At 46.4% G+C, this 18,825-nt stretch carries 18 protein-coding genes; 10 read left to right on the top strand and 8 right to left on the bottom strand.

Annotation, left to right across the window (positions count from 1 at the left end):
- Positions 1 to 8: 8 nt before the first annotated feature.
- Positions 9 to 749, bottom strand: a complete 741-nt coding sequence (gene chbG / locus ACINLD_RS12885) for a chitin disaccharide deacetylase (RefSeq protein WP_410207027.1) — start codon at positions 747 to 749, stop codon at positions 9 to 11.
- A gap of 358 nt (positions 750 to 1,107) precedes the next feature.
- On the opposite strand from chbG, the gene mmuM reads away from it, so the two are divergent.
- On the top strand, positions 1,108 to 2,052 hold the full coding sequence (mmuM, locus tag ACINLD_RS12880) for a homocysteine S-methyltransferase (RefSeq protein ID WP_409444795.1): 945 nt from the start codon (positions 1,108 to 1,110) through the stop codon (positions 2,050 to 2,052).
- Positions 2,052 to 3,482, top strand: a complete 1,431-nt coding sequence (gene mmuP, locus ACINLD_RS12875) for an S-methylmethionine permease (protein ID WP_077735802.1) — start codon at positions 2,052 to 2,054, stop codon at positions 3,480 to 3,482. The genes mmuM and mmuP overlap by 1 nt, the downstream gene beginning before the upstream one ends.
- A gap of 13 nt (positions 3,483 to 3,495) precedes the next feature.
- On the opposite strand, the gene ACINLD_RS12870 is transcribed toward mmuP, so the two are convergent.
- Positions 3,496 to 4,377, bottom strand: a complete 882-nt coding sequence (locus ACINLD_RS12870; RefSeq protein ID WP_026585705.1) for a hypothetical protein — start codon at positions 4,375 to 4,377, stop codon at positions 3,496 to 3,498.
- A 469-nt stretch (positions 4,378 to 4,846) separates the two neighbouring features.
- Between ACINLD_RS12870 and ACINLD_RS12865 the strand changes: the two genes are divergently transcribed.
- Positions 4,847 to 5,611 (top strand): sulfotransferase family 2 domain-containing protein, encoded by a 765-nt coding sequence (locus tag ACINLD_RS12865; protein WP_026585704.1) that lies wholly within the window; start codon positions 4,847 to 4,849, stop codon positions 5,609 to 5,611.
- Positions 5,612 to 5,750: 139 nt separating this feature from the next.
- Positions 5,751 to 6,491: a SurA N-terminal domain-containing protein gene (locus tag ACINLD_RS12860; RefSeq protein WP_026585703.1), complete on the top strand. Its 741-nt coding sequence runs from the start codon at positions 5,751 to 5,753 to the stop codon at positions 6,489 to 6,491.
- Between the two features lie 238 nt (positions 6,492 to 6,729).
- Here the strand turns inward: ACINLD_RS12860 and ACINLD_RS12855 are convergent, their stop codons facing one another.
- The 5 genes from ACINLD_RS12855 to ACINLD_RS12835 all read right to left on the bottom strand — a co-directional run bounded on the left by ACINLD_RS12855 (position 6,730) and on the right by ACINLD_RS12835 (position 12,536).
- Positions 6,730 to 7,794: a sugar ABC transporter substrate-binding protein gene (locus ACINLD_RS12855; protein WP_026585702.1), complete on the bottom strand. Its 1,065-nt coding sequence runs from the start codon at positions 7,792 to 7,794 to the stop codon at positions 6,730 to 6,732.
- Positions 7,795 to 7,819: 25 nt separating this feature from the next.
- Positions 7,820 to 9,526, bottom strand: a complete 1,707-nt coding sequence (locus ACINLD_RS12850; RefSeq protein ID WP_077735803.1) for a methyl-accepting chemotaxis protein — start codon at positions 9,524 to 9,526, stop codon at positions 7,820 to 7,822.
- A gap of 129 nt (positions 9,527 to 9,655) precedes the next feature.
- Positions 9,656 to 10,711 (bottom strand): iron-containing alcohol dehydrogenase family protein, encoded by a 1,056-nt coding sequence (locus ACINLD_RS12845; RefSeq protein WP_077735804.1) that lies wholly within the window; start codon positions 10,709 to 10,711, stop codon positions 9,656 to 9,658.
- A gap of 65 nt (positions 10,712 to 10,776) precedes the next feature.
- Positions 10,777 to 11,850, bottom strand: coding sequence for a saccharopine dehydrogenase family protein (locus tag ACINLD_RS12840; protein ID WP_077735805.1), 1,074 nt, complete (start codon positions 11,848 to 11,850; stop codon positions 10,777 to 10,779).
- Positions 11,844 to 12,536 carry a class I SAM-dependent methyltransferase gene (locus ACINLD_RS12835; protein WP_051290322.1) on the bottom strand — a complete coding sequence of 231 codons (693 nt, stop codon included), beginning with the start codon at positions 12,534 to 12,536 and terminating at the stop codon, positions 11,844 to 11,846. Before ACINLD_RS12835 ends, ACINLD_RS12840 begins: the two co-directional genes overlap by 7 nt.
- Positions 12,537 to 12,646: 110 nt before the next feature.
- On the opposite strand from ACINLD_RS12835, the gene ACINLD_RS12830 reads away from it, so the two are divergent.
- A complete protein-coding gene (locus tag ACINLD_RS12830; protein ID WP_026585697.1) occupies positions 12,647 to 13,693 on the top strand; it encodes a helix-turn-helix transcriptional regulator in 1,047 nt (348 codons plus the stop codon).
- Positions 13,694 to 14,115: 422 nt separating this feature from the next.
- On the opposite strand, the gene ACINLD_RS12825 is transcribed toward ACINLD_RS12830, so the two are convergent.
- Entirely contained in the window at positions 14,116 to 14,583 is a 468-nt protein-coding gene (locus ACINLD_RS12825) for a helix-turn-helix transcriptional regulator (protein ID WP_026585695.1), read from the bottom strand.
- 324 nt (positions 14,584 to 14,907) lie between these two features.
- Between ACINLD_RS12825 and ACINLD_RS12820 the strand changes: the two genes are divergently transcribed.
- The 5 genes from ACINLD_RS12820 to ACINLD_RS12800 all read left to right on the top strand — a co-directional run bounded on the left by ACINLD_RS12820 (position 14,908) and on the right by ACINLD_RS12800 (position 18,739).
- The gene (locus ACINLD_RS12820) at positions 14,908 to 15,174 is read left to right on the top strand and encodes a hypothetical protein (RefSeq protein WP_077735806.1); all 267 of its coding nucleotides are present in this window, start codon (positions 14,908 to 14,910) and stop codon (positions 15,172 to 15,174) included.
- Between the two features lie 51 nt (positions 15,175 to 15,225).
- Complete coding sequence (locus ACINLD_RS12815) at positions 15,226 to 15,957, top strand: putative immunity/bacteriocin fusion bifunctional protein (protein ID WP_179115669.1); 732 nt, start codon at positions 15,226 to 15,228, stop codon at positions 15,955 to 15,957.
- A 624-nt stretch (positions 15,958 to 16,581) separates the two neighbouring features.
- On the top strand, positions 16,582 to 17,418 hold the full coding sequence (locus ACINLD_RS12810) for an AraC family ligand binding domain-containing protein (RefSeq protein ID WP_026585692.1): 837 nt from the start codon (positions 16,582 to 16,584) through the stop codon (positions 17,416 to 17,418).
- Complete coding sequence (locus ACINLD_RS12805) at positions 17,415 to 18,323, top strand: DMT family transporter (protein WP_277692359.1); 909 nt, start codon at positions 17,415 to 17,417, stop codon at positions 18,321 to 18,323. Before ACINLD_RS12810 ends, ACINLD_RS12805 begins: the two co-directional genes overlap by 4 nt.
- Positions 18,320 to 18,739: a DUF2000 domain-containing protein gene (locus ACINLD_RS12800; RefSeq protein WP_026585690.1), complete on the top strand. Its 420-nt coding sequence runs from the start codon at positions 18,320 to 18,322 to the stop codon at positions 18,737 to 18,739. The genes ACINLD_RS12805 and ACINLD_RS12800 overlap by 4 nt, the downstream gene beginning before the upstream one ends.
- The last annotated feature ends 86 nt before the right edge of the window (positions 18,740 to 18,825 follow it).

The following is an 18,825-nucleotide window of genomic DNA, read 5'->3' as shown; positions in this document are numbered from 1 at the left end:
GTTTCTCCTTATGTCAGATTTCTGAAAGGTACAAGCTGGACATCTGCAAGCTTCCGCAAACGGAGGACGACATCCGGATCGATTAAAAATTCAAGTTCATCGACCCGCGGATAAGTGTAGGAAGAGCCCGCCAACAGCTCCTTATCGAGATAAGCAGGGTGTGTCATGACCTCAACTGTATCATGGTGTTGAAACAGCCCTGCAATAGCTTCATCATCCTTTAAAGCGGTTTCGAGAACCGTCGCGAAAAAGTCTGTGGTATTCACATTTTTTTCTCGTAAAACGTCTGTCTCGATATTATGTCTGACCGGCAGGCGGTACTCTTTGGCAAGCGCCAAAAACACGTCGGAAATCTGCGGATAACGATTGATGTGATGATGGCTGTCCAAATGGTCGGGCTCAAGGCCAAAAGCAAGGCATTTTTCAATCTGCGCTTTCCATTCGTCGTACACTTCATCAGCATCTATCGTATATGCGCCTTGAAAAAAGTCGAGATCGCGAAAGTTTCCCCGCGCATCGACAATGGTCCGATGACCGGGCAAAAGCGGCCTCCCGCAAGTGAGAACCAGATGAACGCCGACTCCCAACTCGGGAGATTCACGGGCCAAGCGGGCGGCATGACCTGCACCCGGCATATTCGTCATTAATGTGGCCGATGTCAGTATTCCCAGCTTATGGGCATCGATAATTCCGTAATTCACACCTCTTGAATAACCAAAATCATCAGCATTGATGATTAACTTTTTCATCTCCCATTCCCCTTCTCTATTTTGAATTCGCATTCGTTCTGCTCTTTTCAAAATATGCACAAGCAGCCGGTTTTATCATTGTCTCGGATGCCGCTTTGATTGACCGCAAAAAAAGAACCTGCTCCCGAAAAATCAAGTAACAGGCTCTTCTACTTTGGATGATTTTGTGCTCTCGCTTGACCTGAAGACAAACGCCACATCCCGCGATTCACGAATACCATGAACAGATCGTTTCTGTTGCGGATTCGTCATGTTTCACCAATTGACAAAAATGATCCTGTCTTTTAAACTATTTTTCATATATTTTTAAAAACTCTGAAAGGAGGCTGGGGTTCGAACGATAGAACCTCATTTTTTTATGAATCCCATCCAGTCAATCTTGAATCAATTCCCGCTCATCATCCTTGACGGTGCAATGGCCACAGAGCTTGAACGCCATGGCTGTGATTTGAATGACAGTCTGTGGTCTGCCAAAATCCTGATCGAAAATCCCGGCCTTATCAAACAGGTGCATGCGGATTACTTCAGCGCGGGGGCAGATTGCGCGATAACCGCCAGCTACCAATCTACCATTGCAGGCTTTCTAAAGCGCGGTCTGAGCGAAGAAGAAGCGCTTCACCTGATAAAAGAGTCCGTCCGGCTTGCCACCGAAGCGCGGGATGAATTTTGGTCTCTTCCTGAAAATCGGAACGGCAGACCGAAGCCGCTGGTTGCCGCTTCAGTAGGCCCTTACGGCGCTTTTCTTGCCGATGGTTCAGAGTACAGGGGGGATTACGGCGTATCCGAGGACGAATTAGTCGATTTCCACAGACCTCGCATGAGAGCGCTGATTGATGCGGGCGCCGACATTTTGGCCTGTGAAACGATCCCGTGTCTTCAAGAAGCGAGAGCCATCGTCAAGCTATTAAAAGAATTCCCCCAAACGTATGCGTGGATCAGCTTCAGTGCAAAAGACGGCCACCTCATCAGCGACGGAACGCCTGCCGCCGAATGCGCCGAATGGCTTGACCGGCAAGAACAAGTCGCCGCGGCGGGAATCAACTGTACGCCGCTCGAACACATTCCATCACTGATCAGTGAAATGAAAAAGCATACGGATAAACCGCTCATCGCCTATCCGAACCCCGGGGAAGCGTACGATCCCGAAACGAAAACATGGCATGGTCCCGCGTGCAGCGAATCATTCGGAGACAGCGCCCGCCTCTGGTACGACTCAGGCGCACGGCTGATCGGCGGCTGCTGCCGGACAAGCCCGGAAGACATCAATGCTGTTGCCGAATGGGCAAGAAAGTTGGAGGTATGATGGAACAATCAAACAGCAATCATCAGAACTTTCAAAGAAAAATGCAAAGCAGACACCTTGTGATGCTCTCATTGGGCGGTGTCATCGGAACAGGACTTTTCTTAAGCTCAGGCTATACAATTTCCCAGGCCGGGCCGGCCGGGACGATTTTGGCTTACTTGGTCGGCGCCCTGATCGTCTACCTTGTCATGCTTTGTCTCGGCGAATTATCGGTCGCAATGCCTGTCACAGGGTCGTTTCATATGTATGCCGCCAAATTCATCGGCCCCGGCACGGGATTCACGGTCGCCTGGCTTTACTGGCTGACCTGGGCCGTCGCCCTCGGCTCGGAATTCACCGCAGCCGGATTATTGATGCAGCGCTGGTTCCCGCATACTTCAGTCTGGATGTGGAGCGCCGTTTTCGCCGCCTTGATTTTCCTGTTGAATGCTTTCTCAGTGAAATTTTTCGCCGAGTCGGAATTTTGGTTTTCCAGCATTAAAGTGTTAGCCATTTTATTGTTTATTATTTTAGGCGGTTCAGCGATATTCGGCGTTATTCCCTTACAAAATGGCGATTCCGCCCCGCTGTTATCAAACTTTTCCGGAGAAGGCGGACTATTTCCAAACGGTATGCTTCCCATTTTTATGGCGATGCTTTCTGTGAATTTTGCCTTTTCAGGAACGGAATTGATCGGGATCGCGGCCGGGGAAAGCGCCGACCCGGAAAAAAACATTCCCAAAGCCATCAAAACAACGATTTGGAGGCTGGTGCTTTTCTTCATCGGTACGATCTTCGTGCTCTCATGCCTGATTCCGATAAAAGAAGCCGGCGTCGTCAAAAGCCCTTTCGTGGTTGTCTTTGACCGCATCGGCGTGCCATTTGCCGCTGATATCATGAACTTTGTCATTCTGACGGCTTTGCTTTCCGCGGCCAATTCAGGCTTATACGCCTGTTCCCGGATGCTGTGGTCGCTCTCCAAAGAAAACACGCTCCATCCTGCTTTTCGGAAGCTGACGTCAAAGGGGATACCGTTTAACGCACTGATCTTCAGCATGATCGGAGGAATTTTATCGCTTCTTTCGAGCGTCTTTGCTCCCGACTCGGTTTACATTGTCCTTGTGTCGATTTCAGGGTTTGCCGTGGTTGTTGTCTGGATGAGTATCGCTGCCTCACAATACATGTTTCGCAGACGCTTTTTATCTGAAGGAAACAACGCAGACGCTTTAAAGTACAGGACACCGCTTTATCCGGCCGTGCCGATTGCCGCATTTCTCTTGTGCCTGGCGTCCTGCATCGGCATCGCCTTTGATCCGAACCAGCGGATCGCCCTTTTTTGCGGTGTGCCTTTTATGGCGGCATGCTACTTGATTTATTACGTCAAAAATGGGAAAAAACATCCCGAAAATATAGATGAGAAAAAGAACATTCAAAAAAGCACGCCCATCTGATGATAGGCGTGCTTTAAAACGCGATCCGGCCGATTTGGCCGCACTCTTCTGCAAACCAGATCGATTTGTCAGGTCCGGCAGCAATGCCGTGGGGCTCGGAGTGCTTCGTCGGAATCGGATATTCTGTTATTTTTCCATCCACTGTGATTCGTCCGATTTGACCGGTTCCCCATTCCGTAAACCACAGCGCCCCGTCTCCGCCGGCAGTAATCGCATGGGGGCGGGCATTTTCGGATGGAATCTGAAATTCGCTGATGGTTCCGGATGCAGTGATCCTTCCGATTTGATTTCCGTTAATTTCCGTAAACCACAATGCTCCGTCAGGGCCCGATGTGATGCCGACAGGACCGGATTGCGTCTTCGGAATCGGGTATTCAGAAATATCTCCGTTCACCGTGATCCGGCCGATCGAATTGCTTTGATTCTGTGTAAACCAAAGCGCTCCGTCAGACCCTTTCACAATAAACGAAGGGAATGATCCCGGACTTGGCAGCCCATACTGTGTAACATGCCCCGATGGCGACATCCTGCCGATTTGATGATTCCCCATATCCGTATACCAGATGGCGCCGTCTGGTCCTTCAGCGACCCCAAACGGCGCCGCTCCGGCCGGAAGGGGGTATTCGGCGATCACGCCTTGAGCCGTGATGGTCCCGATTTTGCCCGCTTTATATTCTGTAAACCATAGATTGCCGTCTGTCCCCTGAACGATAATCGACACGCCTGCATTCGCAGTCGGAACAGCGTATTCTATCATTTCTCCGGAAGGCTTCATCCTGCCGATCCGATTTCCCTTTTGCTCCGTAAACCAAATATGTCCGTCCGTACATGAAGCGATTCCATACGGACCTGATGCAAGATCCGGAACCGGATATTCATTTATGCTGACCTGCATGCTATCCCCCCCCTTTTAGTGTTATCCAAACAAACCGAAGCTTGCGGCAGCTGGCATCCCATCTGCCGATACCCCATTTCCATGGCGAACCTCTTTTTTCCACAAATTCATTTTTTCATTCGAATGGCCTAAATGTCCTTGTATTCTTTTTAAGATTACACTATAGGGTAATTTAGTTAAATAGGAAATTGATTTTAATTCCAGTCTGTCGATATCATATCCGCAAAACATACTAGATCGAAATGACCTATACAGCCCCGCCTCGATTTAATAAGATGGTTTCATCGAATACCTTATTTTTCAAAAGATGGAATATTAGCGGACAGCTTGATCTTTCCATCTTATTATTTGACAGATAATTCATTTTTTCGCCCTATCAACTCAATAGCTGCGGCATATTTTGTTATGAAGATGGTCGCTGTCCCTTCCCGGGAAGGCCAAAAACTAAATTGGAGTGGATGTGGTCGATATGTTTGAAGATGATAAACTGGAGCATTTGATATTTCCCTATACCCCGCTTTATCAAAAAGACTTTCCCATCATTCTCTTTTGGATCCCGAAAAGCGGCTGCACGACGTTGAATCGCTGGTTCTTTTTCCAAAACGGACTCTGGGAAGATGCGGCGCAAACATCTGAAGGAGACATTCACCATTACAGAAATAAGATCTTTACACAACAACCCGACTACATGAATGATCTTTCTTTGCAATTGCTTGGAAGAAAAAAAGATACCTACAAACTCGTGCGCAATCCATTCCAACGGGCAGTCAGTTCTTTTCTGACAACGATCTGCTCGCCGAATTTTATCTGTCTTTTTGACCGAGACATCGACACCGGATTGTCGTTTACAGAATTTTTATATCACCTAAAGGATTTAGGCTCTGATATTCATGCTCTTGACCGTCATCTCGGGCCCCAGTATATAAAAGGGGAAGAGGAATTTGTCAATCATTATATCTACCTCGAACAATTCACCGCGCAAATCCGAGAAATCGAAAATAAATACAAATTGTTAAAATCACCGCTGTCACAGCTGTCAAAGTCACCGCACCATTTGTCAGATCTGATGCTGAAAAAAGGGAAGTTCGCAGACACGGTCCTGACCATCTCATCATTCGACTGGGTCCTGCCAACTTATGAGAGCTTTTACAATCAGGAAACAAAACAATTGGTCCAAGATATATTTATGAAGGACTTTCAGATATATGGCTTTGATACGAAACATTTAAAATAAACATTACGATCTCCTTTCAATTCGATGACAAATTGGAAAATTGATGGCAAATGGTTTATTTTTAAGAACAAATCGGTTAGAATGCAACATTAGATCAACTCTTCAAGATCGACTTCTGATGAGAAGAAAGGAGATATCCATGAAAAAAATCATATCCTCTCTCATGATCGGTTTAATGGCTGCCGTATTAGCCGCTTGCGCTTCTCAGCCTGATAAGGATGCGTCTCAAAGCGGGCAGCCGAACCAGGAAGAACAAATGAAAGCCTTGCAGAAAAAGCTCGACAAGCAAAAAGTCGATGATACGAAAACCGTTGTTGTCGTAAACAAACAAAAGATCACCGGCCAAGACTATAACAGGCTGCTGTCAACCGCACAAATGCAGTATCAGCAAACCGGTCAGGATCCGACATCAGCTGATGCCGCCAAGCAGATCAAAAAACAAACGATCGACAGCTTAGTCGGACAAGCACTCATTTCCCAGGAAGCGGACAAAAAAGGCTATAAAGCCACTGCAAAAGAGATCGAAACACAGCTCGACCAAACGAAAAAGCAATATAAAGATGAGAAAGAATTCAATGAAGCCTTAAAAAAAGCCGATTTAAGCTTAACAACCCTTAAATCTGACATTGCCGACAGCATCAAAACCGAAAAATACATCGACAAAGAGCTGCCAAAAGATAAAGTTACAGACAAAGAAATCAAGGACTATTACGACCAGTATGCAGCACAGCAAAAAGAAAGCAATCAAAAAGACACGCCAAAGTTCGAGGATGTCAAATCCCAGATTAAAGAACTGCTTGAACAGCAAAAACGGCAGGAAAAACTCGGACAGCAAGTGGAGAAGCTGAAGAAGAACGCTGATGTGAAAGTGGAAATTTAGCAGCCCAGCATCTATGAAATCTAAGTCTGTACTGTGGGTTTTCATTGCTGTTCTCATCTTTGCTGCCGGTATATGGATTCGTACCTCAACACCGGAAGCATAACAGCAGGTTACGTTCTGCAATCCCTTGCTTTTACTTTAGCTTTCAGCCTTGTCTATTTTATGAGGTTCAAATATAAAAATAAATAAGCTTTCCAATAAACCGAACAGCCATCCTTTCGACAGGATGGCTGTTTCATTATTTATCAATATCTTCTTTTGACAAATGTCCGTCTTTCACAACGGTTTCGTTAATATTGCTTTTCGTGACCGCATATGGCTCAAGCAGAATCGATGGCACCTTTGTTTTTCCGTTTTCAACGGTTGTATCGGTTTTGATTTCTTCGCCTTTTGCCGCTTGAATCGCTGTTTCGGCGGCCTTTTTGGCGATTGTCGGAATCGGTTTGTAAACGGTCATCGTCTGCGTTCCCTTCACGATCCGCTGAACTCCTTCGAGTTCGGCGTCCTGTCCCGAAACCGGTATTTTTCCGGCCAGTCCCGCTTCCTTGAGGGCTTCAATTGCTCCGCCCGCCGTACCGTCGTTGGCGGCGATGACGGCATCGATATCCTTGTTTTGCTTTAACGCTTGTTTCATATTCTTTTTCGCTTGTTCAGGGAGCCAGTCTTTCGTATATTCGTCAAAGACGATATCAATTTTCCCCTGCTTCTTCAGCGGTTCGAGGACCTTCATGGCCCCGTTGCGGAATAATACGGCATTGTTGTCGAGAGATGATCCGCCGATATAGACAAAGTTGCCCTTCTTCGCTTTTTTGACAATGGCCTCTGCCTGCAGTTCGCCGACTTTTTCATTATCAAATGAAACATAATAATCAACATCGGCATTGCGAATCAGCCGGTCATAAGAAATCACTTTGACACCGGCTTTATGAGCCATGTCGACAATCTCAGCCGCAGCATCCGCATTCGTCGGGACAACGACGAGCACATCAACGCCTTCGTTGATCAAAAGCTCGGCTTGCTGGAGCTGAACATCTTGATTCCCGTTTGCCGCGAGCGTTTTGACTTCTCCGCCGAGGGTTTCCACCTCTTTTTCAAATGCCGCTTTGTCTTTGTACCAGCGCTCTTCTTTCAGCGTGTCGATCGCAAAGCCGACATATAATTTGTCAGAATCGGCAGTCAGCTTTACTTTTTCCTCTTTTTCAGCACTCTTTTGCACAGTATTGAACGAGCACCCCGCTGCGGCGAACAGCAGGCCGAACAGGACGAGCGCAAACAGTCCTCTTTTCAAATTTGCTGTCAACATGAAAACCTCCCATTTCATTGAAACATCACAGTTTAAACCGCTTGATCATCCCGTTCATCCGCTCGACCATTTCTCCGAGCAGGCGGGCGCTTTCATCCATTTTTTCAATGGAACCGCTTTGTTCATGAACAGATGCGGAGATTTCTTCAGAACCAGCCGCGCTTTCTTCAGATATCGCCGCGATATGCTCAACTGAGCCGTTAATCTCTTCGCTTGAACGTTTGAAATTGGATAATGCGGCGGAAATGTCCGACACCCGCTCTTCCATATCCGTCACTTTATGCTTGATCTCTGAGAAATACCGGCCCGATGTTTCAATCTGGGTTTTTCCTTTGTTTACTTCAGAAAAACCGGTTTTCAAATCCGCTGCCATAGACGATGTCTCCGTTTGAATCGTACTGACGATCTCCGTGATGCTTCCGACAGAGTTTTTCACTTCTTCCGCGAGCCGCTTCACCTCGCCGGCCACAACCGCAAATCCCCGTCCGGCATCACCGGCTCTCGCCGCTTCAATCGACGCATTTAAGGCCAGCAGGTTCGTTTGCTCAGCCATGCCCGTAATCACTTCGACAAGCTGATGGATAGATTGCGTTTGTTCTTCCAGGATGCTGACCTTTTCAACAGACGCCTCCATCACATCGTTGATGACGTGCATTTGCTGCAAGGATTGCGTCATTTGTTGATCACCGTCGACCGAAACGTTCAGCACTTCTTTAGAAAACTTCGCCAATGTTTCTCCATTTTCATCGGCTTTCTGTATTTGTCCAGCCAGCTCTTGCGTCTGTTCGGAAATATTGGCCGCTTCATTGGCCTGATTGCTTGCACCGTTTGCCAGCTCTTCGACCGTGACGGCGACCTGTTCGCTTCCCTCTTTCACTTCGCTGGAGACATTCGTAAACGTGAGGCATTGCTTGTCGACTTCATTGGCGATCTTGGACACCTCGACGATCATCTCGCGCAGGCTTTCCCCCATATCATTAATCGATTGTGAAAGCTGTCCGATTTCATCTTTCCCTTTGTAGTCAAGGGCTGTAAAGTTTAAATGGCCTTGTGCAATCTCATCGCTTGCGGCAACCACCCGATTGAGATTTTTCTTAATCTGTCTGCTGACAATCATGAGAAGTCCTGCGGAAACAACGGCTGACACAAGAATCGACACCACGAGGATCATAATGGTCCGCGAAATATTGGACTGTGCGTCCCCTATTGCCTCTACATTTGAACTGACAGCGTTTTCTTTCAATTTGTCACCGAGCGCCAAAGTTTCCTCTTTTAATTGATTCGCTTTTTGCTGCAGCTCCAAAAACTTTTTGGTATTGATCTGCTGTACATTCGGTACGATATTACTGAAAAAATATTCATCTAAAGCATGGTTGTTATCGATAATTTGATGAAACATCTCAAGCTGTTCATCTGAATGAAGCTCTTTTTTCAGCTTTTTTGCTGTATCGACAAACTCCTGGCTGTATGTCATGTAGTCCGATAATTTTTCATCCTTGGCGTTGATAATATATTCGGGTATATGTAAATATTTATTTTGATAAAGCGACATCAGCTTAGCTGACTGAACCGCCGTTTCATTTTTTGATTTTGTATCCTGTATCGTCTGGCTTGTATTCTTCAACAGACTGTACGTCATCAAAACGGATGCTAAAAAAGCGGTTAACATCACAAAAAAGATGATGCCGTATTTGCCGCCGATCGTGATATTGTTCCACCTCGGTTTTTTCACATTGCTCCCCCTTCTTTTTTGCAAAGTCATTTTTTATTTATATCGGTAAAAGACTGAACTTTTTCAGAAATAACATGAGGAGCCATACAAATAACGCCCTTGAAGCCATCTTCAAGGGCGGATTCCCGATTATTCAAGCGATTCTATCGCCGCGATCACGTCAGCTTCGCGAAACGATCCCATGAGGGATAATGATTCTTCAGGTCTGGCCGCATGGGCCGCTATCGTTTGTTTTGCCTGCTCCACGTTTTCTGTAATACCTAAATCACATAGCCTTCTCGGAAAGCCGAGCGACTCGTAAAACGGAAGCAGCTCAGCAATTTCGTCCATCCGTCCTTCCAAAGCAAGCTGGACCAGGATTCCATAGGCAACTTTCTGGCCGTGCAGGACATGATGGGTTTCCTGAATAAATGTCAGACCGTTATGAACCGCGTGGGCCCCGGCCATTCTGCCGTACCGGCCTGCATAGCCGCCAACCGTTCCCGCAAGCGCAATAACCGCTTCCAAAACATTTGTTAAAGCTGGAGACGGCTCGCCTTTTTCAATGCTTTCCACAGCCTTGAGGCCATCTTTCAACAAGATGTCGCGAATGAAGACGGATTGCCTCAGCCCCGTCTGAACCATGATCGAAAGCGAATCAGCCGTATTTCTGATAATCGCTTCCGCTTCATACCATTTCGCCAGTGTATCACCGATCCCGCTTTTCACATAAGCGAGCGGTGAAGATAAAAGCAGCAGCGGATCAACCAATGTTAAATAGCTTGAGCGCTTATGGTATTGCACCCCGGAAAAGTTGCCTTCATCATCATAGATCACGCTCAATGGCGTGCTTGCCGCACATGTCCCCGGAATCGTCGGGATTGTCATGACTTCAATGTGTAACAGATCAGCGGCGGCTTTCGCCGTATCTAACACAGTGCCTCCGCCGATGCCGATGATGATATCGGCTGTGCCGGCGCGCTCAGCCGCACGTCGTATCCCTTCCAGTGAGCTGTAGCCTTTATGCTGGATGACGGTCCAATCAGCGGGCAGCTGCACGTGTTTTGTAAAAGCCGCAAACGATTGAACACCGGTTATGATGACAGGACGGTTAAATCTTTCTAAAAGCGACGGCAGCTCTTTCGTGATGCCGGCTTTGCATATATATTGGTTCGGTCCGCTTCTGACGATATCTTCCGGCTGCATAATCCCCATCTCCTTCTATTATTTTCTAATTTTTATCATCTCACTTTCTTTAAAAATATGTCAAATTATATAACAAAGCGTTCTCCCGTTTCCTTTCGTTTTACATACATGACATCGTCTGTCCGCTCCAGCTCAAACAACTCCTCCAGATGAAACATTCCCCGCTGAAAAGCTCCGGCATACAAAGCGGAAGCAGCGGCAAACGCGACCCGCGCCGTGATCAATGATTCATTCTCACCGTACATGGAAAGACCGACGGCGTGATGCCGGCCGCCTTTCAGTCCTTCCGCATCCACTTTGACCGCGTACTCCGCCGAACCGATTTTCAGCGATTCCAGCAGCTTGACGGTCCACCCGCGGATGACGCTGTTTTTTAAAAGGCGAACAGCACCGCTTTTTCTCAAGCCCGCAATTGCCAATGTCGCCAGCCTGGAATCAAAACAAAGCCGGGTGGAAACGGAGGGGATCTCCAATGTCCGCGGCAATGTGGCCTGATCTGAAAAAGGGAACCGATAAGCAGTCCGGCATCCTAAACGGCCGCCAAAGTCTGTTTGCCGGCCGTCTGTGAAACTGCTCACCTTTTTGATGTCACCGTTTTCGGTGACGTCAAACACCGTATGCAAATGATCCACCGTCCATTCAATCGCCGCTTTCCCATGGCTGTCTCCCAAACCGAGCATGATTGTGATGTTGATGCGGCTCGTCTCATCTAATGTCTTTGCCGCTTCCTGCGCCAGCAGATTGGTGAGTCCCGGGGCCAAACCGACGCTCAGCAAACCTGTGCCCTCACAATGCCCGTGATTCAGCCGTTCAAGCTGTGCCAAAAACGGACCGTTCGCCGTAATGTCCAAATAATTCACACCGTTTGCCAAACATGTCTCAGCCAAAACCGTATCCACCTGATCAATGCACACGATCACAAGCTTCGTCTGTTCAAGCCAATCCCAATCAGCCGCATCATCTCTATTGAAATGCATCGGCTTCACTTTCCCGCCCGTTTCCCGGCAAAACCGCTGCGCGCGGTCCAAGTTTCTCCCCGCCGCATACACAAGCCCGGGGTATGTCTCTCCGAGCATCCGGCAGATGTGACCGCCGACATGTCCGTAACCGCCAATGACAACAATATGCTGTTTCAACATGTGCCGCCTCCTTTGACAGCGAACCAGCCATCAATTAAATAAGCGCTGAAAAACCGCGTCACATTCGTGAAACCTGATTCCTTCAGCAAAGCTTCCGCCTCCTCAGCCGGAACCGGATGAGACTGTCTGCCGATTGAAGCCGCAAAGCTTTCCCACTCCGGTTCAGAAATTCCGTTTCCCAGCATATGCTCCTTCCAGGCTTCCATCTGCCACCTGAATGACTCAGAATCAAGGTCGCCTTGAATCGCAGCCAGAAAAAACGGCGCCCCTTCCGTTAAGCGGGCCGCAATATTCTGCAAAAATGTCCGCTTGTCGCGAACAAAATGGAGGACAAGCATGCAAGTCGCTGCATCATATTGATGCTCCCGCTTCAGCTTCTTCACTTCTCCCTCAATGAAGTCAGCTTTGAGCTGGAGACGAGCGTTTTTCAGCCGATGCCGCGCCAAATTGAGCATATGAGCCGATGGATCGACCCCTGTATACGACCAATTCGGATGCCTTCTGCCCAGTGTCAGCAATTCCTGTCCTCCTCCCGCTCCGACAACCAGCACATCGGCTTCATCTTGATCAAGCCGAACCGTCAGCAGACGGTCCATCATATCGTATAACATGTGATAACAAGGGATTTTCAAAGCGATCTTTTTTTCATATTGCTGCACATCAGGATGATTCCAATCCATATTCATGACAAGGCGCACTCCTTTTAGTAAAATAATTAAGAATTATTCTCAATTATAAAGAGGTTTTTGAACAGCACCATCCCACAAATATGGGATTTTTAAGAGGAGGGAAGCAAATGGAACGGGCCTTAAAAGACCAATTCAATGAGCTTGAACGAACATCGCAAACTTCACCGCAATACATGGAAGCCGTACTCTCCGCGCTGCGAAGCGCCATTCCATTTGATGCGTCATGCTGTACAGCCGTCGATCCGAACACCCTCCTGTCCATCGGAGCGATCACAGACGAGCCAATTGAAAGGATGCATCCGCAATTATTTGCACTTGAATATATGGATGATGATGTGAATCAATACGAAACATTAATCAAAACAAAGCAGACAGCGGCGATGTTAAGCGGGGCGCTGGAAGGGGATCTTCACAAAAGCAAACGATACCGCATGGTTCTCGAACCGGCGGGTTTTGGGGACGAAATGCGGGCCGTTCTGTTAAGCAAGGGGGACTGCTGGGGCTATCTTACACTATGGCGAAAAAGCGGACAGCCGCCATTTCATGAGAAGGACCGATCCCTTCTCGCTTCACTTGCACCGATTATCGGCCGGCACTTGCAGCGTTTTCGACATCAAAAACCAAAAAAGGACTTGTTTCACATGAAACATGCCGGCGGCATTCTGATTATGTCGAAGGAGCTCAGACCTATCTCATGCAATGACGCCGCGCTTCATTGGCTAAACATCCTCCGAGACTGGGAAAAGATCGGCGGCACGTCAATACCGAGACCGATCAGAGCCGTCTGCTCCCGCGCCGCAGCGGAGACAGATGATCCGGCGAAAACGGTTATTTCCATTCCGGGCCGTCCCCTCCTGTCCCTCAAAGCGAGCCGCTTGGACGGTTTCGGCCCCTCAGGACAACTTGCCGTTTCCTTCGAGCCGGCTTCACCCGCGGATACGATACCGCTCGTTGCAGACGCTTACGGCCTGTCTGAACGGGAAAAGGAGATCGTATACCGGATCATCCGCGGACTTTCCACAAAAGACATCGCTGACGACTTGCACATCTCCGTGTACACCGTTCAAGACCATCTGAAGTCGATTTTTTTGAAGATGAAAGCGGGAAATCGGCGGGAGTTGCTGTGGAAGCTGCTTGATGATGTTCTGGTGTAGGAAAAAGGGCGGCGGACAGCACGCCCTTTAATCTCGGTTCTGCAAACTGAATACACACTGTTTTTCACTGTGTCTCTTTGTTCCAACAGACATATCACCCGAGTTCATCCTTCTCACAGAACTGGACGATTCCCCCCGTTTTTTGTTTTTTCCATAGTAATACACCACATGAGGCTCATCATGAAAAACGACCATATATTGTGTTTGGAAATCGTCTTGATTGATAGCTGTCTTCGGCAACATCACATGACGCTCTTTATAGTCATGAACATGATAGCCCAAGCTGTCCAAATGTTTTTCAGCATCTGCCTGTACCCACGCATTCATGATCGGATTGCCATGGTCAAGCAAATAAAGAACAGCATACGGGCCGATTAACAAGAGAAAACTAATTGTTCATAATATCACATTTAATTTCTTCATCATTCAACACCGTCATTCTCATGTATAAGCTCGTCCAAACGCGCCAGTGCATCCTGTTTTTCGAACGTGCTGAACCACAGATCGTCATAGGAATCGAGAATCCGGTAGTGGTGAGAAATCAAATTTTGCTGCAGACGAAAGTCGCCCTTTCTTGCGACTTCTCGCCACCACACCCTGCCGCCAAGCGTCTTCCTTTTCGGCCGGTCAATGCTTCGGTGTGCCACAGTTTCAACAACCTCCAAAGGTTCATCACCGAGCACAGACTGTAAAACCTCACTGTTTCGAAACAGCGCGCACACAGCCACAATATACGCCCAGCCAGCCGTTGACCTCCCTTTTTCGATTTGAACAAGCGTCTTCTTCGAAATCCCCAGGACATTAGCCATTTTCTCCTGCGTATAACCGCTTTCCGTGCGGATTAACCTTAATTTTGATGAGATGAGTGCTGTTATGTAGTCTTTGTCCATGACGGACCTCCACTCTTCACTTTTAGTGTAATTTTATACTAAAAGTGAAATTCATTCAACCAACTCGTAATTGATCTCTTGTGCTCCGCGACATCCATAAACAAATAGGGATGCCCGCTCCATCTTCACTTTTTTTCATCATACAAGAAACCCCCTTTTTTCGCTTCTTTAAGAGTTGAAGGATCACTCAGACCAGGCTCTTAGGGTGTAAAGTGCCTTTATTTAAAACTAGAAATTAAGTAATGAAATTGAATGGAATTTAGTTCCTCATGTTCATTTTTTTGAAAATAAATTTATGTTACCTTCATTTACGAGGTGATGAAAATGGCAAAAGGAAAGTTAACAATAAAACAGATGAAAAAAAATTTTATCACATGGGCTAGGCTCTTACCTCTTCTTACAACTGCTGCGTCTGTGATATTTGTCTTAGGACAGTTGCTGATAGGATATTTAAAAGGCAAACCAGTATTTACAGTTGAATTTCTTATTTTTTCAATCGGATTTATCATCTTCGGAGTTGTATTAGGTTTTACTCTAAGATACTTCTATTTAAAGATAGGAGATGCTTGGATAGATGATCGTAATGATTAAAATACGCTTATGCGTATTTTGAAAATATTACTAGAAAGGAAGAAAAGCAGTATGAAAAAATTTATGCTAATGTTCTTGATTTCTGTTGTGTCTATCATGCCTATTCATGTCGTAGCCATTGAAAATGGAAGTAATGACAAGGGAGATTGTACAGCTTGTACGAATAAAAAAGATAGGGAACAAATCATCACGGAAATTGAAGACGTTTACAATGTGAAAACTGAAGTGCTTAGTGAAAACGAAGTGAATAATGTTGAGCAGATAGCTCTTGATAGGAAAGAAAATTTTAAAAAATACATTGAAGAATATAAAGATGCAGGATATAAAAAAGTAGATCTTAAGGATAAAAGTTTGTTATTCAAGGGTGCCCAAATTGACGAAGAAGGTACAATATCTGACTTAGAATTTGTTTATGGAGCTTATAAAAATGATAAAGGGGATTCCATAATTTATACTTTAGGATACAGTAAAGAGACTGAAGAGTTTTTTAATTTCAGTCTAATAGGTATACCCAAAGACTTCAGCGGCAATTATGACGACCTTGATATACTGATTCAAGATCATAATAACTCATTTAAAGTTTTCGGAAAAAATCCCCATGATATCCAACAGGGTGAATTTCAATTAAAAAGTTTCAGCGTTTGGGGAAAGAACTTTGCTTGTGGAATGTTAGGTTTTTTAGCTTGCTCCCAATACTGTGGGGCTGTTGCTATGGTAAATGTAGGTGCAGGAGCTGCATGTGAATTAATTTGTGGAGCAGCGATGACTGCAGCCTGTTCATAGAATTCAAGCATGGAGACAGGAATTATGAAAGTGTACCCTTTGTAAAGGATATTTTTGAAAAAGACGATGTAGAGTTAATGGGATGATCTCTGTTATTGAACAGGGTTCATCTTCTTTTAACCCCTTTGATATCTGTGATCGTTGTAATATGTCATGAGTTTTGATTTCTTTTTTCAGCACGCCCCTAATGTCTTGTTTTTTCTGATTCATCATATTTAAGGCGCTCCATGATTAATTATAGTATCTGGAACGTGAAACTCCTGGAATTATACACAAGAAAATCATCGTATATTTCAATTTGATCTTTTCTATAACTGAATGAACGAGGTGAAATTCTATTAAATGGCACATTTTTCATCACCTCGGATTCCCTCTACTTAGCATCAACTTCTACTTTAGCTCCAAGTAAGTAGATTACGCAAACGATCTATCACTTCAACTATAAAGTCTCCCCTTCTTCATTTATCCATCTTTTATTCCCGCTTTAATATTTATTTATCATCTTTACCACTCCTTAATATCAAAAACGCAAATGATAAAAAGGTGCACTACAGCAACATCATACAAGAAATCCCCCAAAAACATGCTAAACTAAAAAAATCATCATACACAGGAGGCCCGCTCATGCGAAACGAAACCCGGACGCTTTTTCTGGATCCCGATCTGCAGGTTGAAGCTTACCGCTTCAAAGGCATCATGCAGAAGTTTCCGAATCACTTTCATGAATATTATGTGGTCGGCTTTATCGAGAAGGGGCAGCGCTATTTGCTTTGCAAGGGGCAGGAATACATCATCAATCCCGGTGATCTTGTGCTGTTTAATCCGCATGACACCCACAGCTGCGAGCAGATTGACGGGAAGGCGCTCGATTACCGCTGCATCAATATTATGCCGGATGTGATGATGAAAGCCGTCAAGGAACTGACGGGAGCAGAAAATCTGCCATACTTCACGCAAAACGTCTTGTTCCGCCATGAACTGACCTCAAGCTTGAAGGAACTGCACATCCACATTTTGCAGAAAGAAAAAGCGTTGAAAAAAGAGGAATTGTTTCTCCATCTGCTTGAAGAGCTGATCCGGACCTGCTCTGATGTCGCGTTTTTGGAAAACGCGCCTGAGCCGTCCGATCAAGTGAAGGCGGTCTGCGATTATTTAGAAGCGCATTACACGGAAAATATTACGCTGGACGATCTCAGCCGGCTGACGGGCTGGAGCAAGTACCATTTGCTGCGGTCGTTTACGAAGCAAAAAGGGATTTCTCCTTACAGCTACTTGGAGACCGTTCGCATCAACCATGCGAAAAAGCTGCTGGAACAAGGAGTTAAACCGATTGAGACAGCGTTTCAGACCGGCTTCAGCGATCAGAGCCACATGACCAAATTTTTCAAGCGGCAGGTCGGACTGACACCGAAGCAATATATGAAAATCTTTGAATGTGACAGACAGGAGATTAAAGGATGAATACTCGACGTGAAACCGCCGGACACCTTGCGGCTGTTTTAACCATTCTGATTTGGGGCACGACTTTTGTTTCGACAAAGGTGCTGCTTGAGGATTTTTCGCCAATGGAGATTTTGTTTTACCGTTTTCTGCTCGGGTTGATCGTGCTGATCATCGTCCATCCGCACGTTCTGACAGTGAAAAGCTGGCGGGAAGAATTGCTTTTTGCCGGGGCCGGGCTCTGCGGTGTAACACTCTATTTTTTGCTGGAAAACATCGCGCTCACCCTTACCTATGCCTCAAATGTCGGCATGATTGTAGCCATCATTCCGATGATCACCGCGGTTCTGGCCCATTTTCTCCTTGCCGGCGAGAGGCTCAAACCGCATTTTTTCATTGGATTTGCCGCCGCTTTTACCGGCCTCGCACTCATTTTTTTCAATGGAAACGCGGTGCTTAAACTGAATCCGCTCGGTGATATGCTTGCGTGTGCCGCAGCGCTCGTTTGGGCCGTATACGCCATCTTCATGAAAAAAATCAGCGCATTTCGGTATCACACGATTCAATGTACACAGCGGATCTTCCTTTATGGACTGATATTCATGATCCCAGCCCTATTCCTGTTTGACTTCCGCTTCACACTCAGCCCCTTCGCTTCCTCCATCAACCTGTTAAACATGCTGTTTCTCGGGGCTGGCGCATCAGCGCTTTGCTTTGTGACGTGGAACTGGTCAGTCGGTGTCCTGGGAGCCGTGAAAACGAGCGCCTACATATATATGGTGCCCGTGATTACGATTGCCGCATCCATCATCATTCTCCATGAAAAGCTGACATGGATCGCACTCGTCGGAGGATCGCTTACATTAACAGGCCTCTATATTTCAGAAATGAAGCCAAAACCGCTGCTGAAGGAGGAACAAATCTGATGAATGAAACAAAGTGCGCACTTGTGATCGACGAAACTTTGCCGCTCGGGCTGATCGCCAATACAGCGGCGATCCTGGGGGCGGCGCTCGGCAAAAACAACCCCGGCCTGCTCGGGGAAAATATAAAAGACGGGTCCGGGATCGAACACCTTGGAATCGTTAAAGTCCCCATTCCCATCTTAAAAGGGAATGCCGAGCTGCTTCATGAATTAAGAAGCAAGCTTCAGGCCGACGACTTTCACGACCTGCTGACAGTTGACTTCACCGATGTTGCACAAAGTATTCATCACTATGATGAATATACGGAGAAACTTCAAGCATCAACAGCTGCCGATTACCGCTATTTTGGCATTGGCATATGCGGGGATAAAAAGAAGGTCAATCGGCTGACCGGGAGTTTGGGATTGTTGAGATAAACAAGATACGGACATTGACTCTGCAAATAAAGCAGAGTCAATGTCCGTATTTTTTATGTCATACGTTTGCCACCTAATAGTGAAAG

It is taken from the genome of Bacillus sp. z60-11 (assembly GCF_046464135.1).
Lineage (GTDB): Bacteria > Bacillota > Bacilli > Bacillales > Bacillaceae > Bacillus > Bacillus sonorensis_A.
This window is presented reverse-complemented; position numbering and strand designations above follow the sequence as displayed.